Origin of the sequence: uncultured Amaricoccus sp., from assembly GCF_937858865.1 — a bacterium.
Classification (GTDB): Bacteria; Pseudomonadota; Alphaproteobacteria; order Rhodobacterales; family Rhodobacteraceae; genus Amaricoccus.
Map to the genome: position 1 here is coordinate 1 of NZ_CALLYO010000175.1, position 2,937 is coordinate 2,937.

3 protein-coding genes are annotated in these 2,937 nt (G+C 70.9%); 1 reads left to right on the forward strand and 2 read right to left on the reverse strand.

The genetic code is table 11. The annotated features are described in order from the left end of the window. Nucleotides 1-221: 221 nt before the first annotated feature. Nucleotides 222-605 (reverse strand): hypothetical protein, encoded by a 384-nt coding sequence (locus tag Q0112_RS04760; RefSeq protein WP_297972152.1) that lies wholly within the window; start codon nt 603-605, stop codon nt 222-224. A gap of 194 nt (nt 606-799) precedes the next feature. Then, complete coding sequence (locus Q0112_RS04765; RefSeq protein ID WP_297972155.1) at nt 800-1,441, reverse strand: TetR family transcriptional regulator C-terminal domain-containing protein; 642 nt, start codon at nt 1,439-1,441, stop codon at nt 800-802. A gap of 146 nt (nt 1,442-1,587) precedes the next feature. On the opposite strand from Q0112_RS04765, the gene Q0112_RS04770 reads away from it, so the two are divergent. Then, nucleotides 1,588-2,916: an aspartate aminotransferase family protein gene (locus tag Q0112_RS04770; protein ID WP_297972158.1), complete on the forward strand. Its 1,329-nt coding sequence runs from the start codon at nt 1,588-1,590 to the stop codon at nt 2,914-2,916. Nucleotides 2,917-2,937 lie beyond the last annotated feature (21 nt).

Consider the following 2,937-nt stretch of genomic DNA (forward strand, 5'->3'; position numbering starts at 1 on the left):
GCTGCCGGCCGGCGCGGCGGCCGAATCACCGGTAGCGCAGTTCTGTTGAGGAAGTATAACGGCGGCCCGCAGCCGCGGCGCCGGGCGCCGGGCGTCGGGCGGGCCGCGGCGGCGGGGCAGGCGGCGATATGCATGGCGCTCCGGCAGGTCGTGGACGCTGCGGAGTATGCCGCCGGACCGGGCCGCCGGGAATGGAATGGTTAGGAAAGGGTTAAGGCGGCTCAGACGGTGCGGCTGGAGTCGGGGAGCGTCGGCGCGGGGCAGAGCGCCTTCACCGCCTCGACGAGGCTGCCCGGCTCGACCGGCCCCGGGCGGCTGGCCGCCTCGATGATGTGCCGGGCGCGCGGGCCGCCGCCGATCGCCGCCATCACGTCGGCGACCCGCCAGGTGCGGCGGAGCTCCTCCTCGCCGCGGTGCGACCCGCCGAAGCCGTGCCGCGTCGCCGGGGCGGTGGCCGGCGTGCCGAGCGCCGGCGGCGGCGCGGCGACGGCCGAGACGCCGGCCGCCGCCGTCGTCGTGGCCGTCGTCGTGGCCGTCGTCGTGGCCGTCGTCGTGACGGGCGGCGAGGCCGTGGCGGGCGCGAAGGTGATTCCCAGGAGCGTCATGACTTCCATCCGGAAAGCTCGAAACCACGTGAAGTTTTACACGTCCCGGGCTGCCGGGGCGCGGGTGCGGGGAGGGTTTCGTAAACGGCGCTTCGGGGAGAGAGCTGAGAACGAATGTCATGCACGTCAGGCAACAGGCGGAATCCGCTCGGCTTTCTTCGCTGCCAGCAGTCAGTCGAAATGCGAGTGGCGCATTAACCCTGGGGGTGATCCGGCGGGGCGAGGCCGCGGTCGAAGAGGCCGGCGAGGAAGCGTTCGGCCTCGCGGAAGCGGCGCGAGTCGTCGGGGCCGAAGAGGGCGTCGAGCTGGGCGGCGAAGTCGGCATGGTGCTGGGTGACCGCCCAGATGGTGACGATGAGGTGGCGCGGGTCGACCGGGGCGATGCGGCCCTGGGCCGCCCAGCCGGCGATGATCGCGGCCTTCTCGTCGACGAGCGCCTTCAGCGGGCCGGCGAGGAGGTCGGCGATGTGCGGGGCGCCGCGCAGGATCTCGCCGGCGAAGAGGCGGCTCTCGCGCGGGTAGTCGCGCGCCATCTCGAGCTTGCGGCGGATGTAGGCGCCGATCTCCTCGCCGGGGTCGCCGGCGGCGTCGAGCTGGCGCAGCGGCTCGAGCCAGGTGTCGAGCAGCCGCTCGAGCAGCATGCGATGCACGTCCTCCTTGGAGGCGAAATAGTAGAGCAGGTTCGGCTTGGAGAGGCCGGCCGTCTCGGCGATCTGGTCGAGCGTGGCGCCGCGGAAGCCCATGGTGGAGAAGACCTCGAGCGCGGCGGCGAGGATCGCCTCGGTCTTCTCGCGCTGGATGCGGGTCGGGTTCTGGCGCGATGCGGCGCGGGTCATCTGTCGCTCGCGTCCCCCCGGGAATCCGCTTGACGCCCCCTTGCCGGGTGGTAGCGTCCGAATTTGACCATCCGGTCGATAAAACACGAATTTCGCCCGCGGGTCGAGACGTTTCCCTGCGGGCGTCAGCCAGGGGGTAGCCAGAAATGTCGCACCGTGCCGTCCGCGCTCCGAACGATCTGCGCGCCTTCTGGATGCCGTTCACCGCCAACCGGCAGTTCAAGCAGGCGCCCAGGATGTTCGTGGCCGCCGACGGGATGCATTATACGACGAGCGACGGGCGCAAGGTGCTGGACGGGACGGCCGGGCTCTGGTGCTGCAACGCCGGGCACTGCCGGCCGCGGATCTCCCAGGCGATCGCCGAGCAGGCGGCGGAGATGGACTATGCGCCGGCCTTCCAGATGGGGCATCCGAAGGCCTTCGAACTGGCCAACCGGCTGATGGGGATCGCGCCGGAGGGGATGGAGCATGCCTTCTTCACCAACTCCGGCTCCGAGTCGGTCGAGACGGCGCTGAAGATCGCCATCGCCTATCAGCGGGCGATCGGGCAGGGGGCGCGGACCCGGCTGATCGGGCGGGAGCGCGGCTATCACGGGGTGAACTTCGGCGGCATCTCGGTGGGCGGCATCGTCTCGAACCGCAAGTTCTTCGGGACGCTGCTGACCGGCGTCGATCACATGCCGCACACGCATCTGCCGGGCAGGAACGCCTGGTCGAAGGGGCAGCCGGAGCATGGGGCGGAGCTGGCCGACGAGCTCGAGCGGATCGTGACGCTGCACGACGCCTCGACGATCGCGGCGGTGATCGTCGAGCCGGTGGCGGGCTCGACCGGCGTGCTGATCCCGCCGAAGGGGTATCTGGAGCGGCTCAGGGAGATCTGCACCAGGCACGGGATCCTGCTGATCTTCGACGAGGTCATCACCGGCTTCGGGCGGACGGGCGCGGCCTTCGCGGCGGAGAAGTACGGCGTGCTGCCCGACATGATCACCTGCGCCAAGGGGCTGACCAACGGGGTCATCCCGATGGGGGCGGTGCTGACCACGGGGGCGATCCACGACGCCTTCATGACCGGGCCCGAGCATCTGATCGAGCTCTTCCACGGCTATACCTATTCCGGCAACCCGATCGCGGCGGCGGCGGGGCTGGCGACGCTCGAAGTCTATGCCGAGGAGGGGCTGTTCGAGCGGGCGGCGAAGCTGGCGCCGGTCTGGGAGGCGGCGCTGCATTCGCTGCGCGACTGCCCGCACGTCATCGACATCCGCAACGAGGGGCTGATCGGGGCGGTGGAGCTCGAGCCGATCGCCGGCGAGCCGACCAAGCGGGCGTTCCAGGCCTTCCTCGCCGCCTACGACGCGGGGTTCCTGATCCGCACGACGGGGGACATCATCGCCATGTCGCCGCCGCTCATCATCTCCGAGGCGCAGATCGACGAGCTGGTCGGGGGGTTGCGGAAGGTGCTGCAGAAGCTCGCCTGACCCGGGCCGTCTGGCGCCAGG

Coding starts and splice junctions, on each gene's coding strand:
- Q0112_RS04770 (WP_297972158.1), top strand. CDS start 1,588: ATGTCGCACCGTGCCGTCCGCGCTCCGAACGATCTGCGCGCCTTCTGG.
- Q0112_RS04765 (WP_297972155.1), bottom strand. CDS start 1,441: ATGACCCGCGCCGCATCGCGCCAGAACCCGACCCGCATCCAGCGCGAG.
- Q0112_RS04760 (WP_297972152.1), bottom strand. CDS start 605: ATGACGCTCCTGGGAATCACCTTCGCGCCCGCCACGGCCTCGCCGCCC.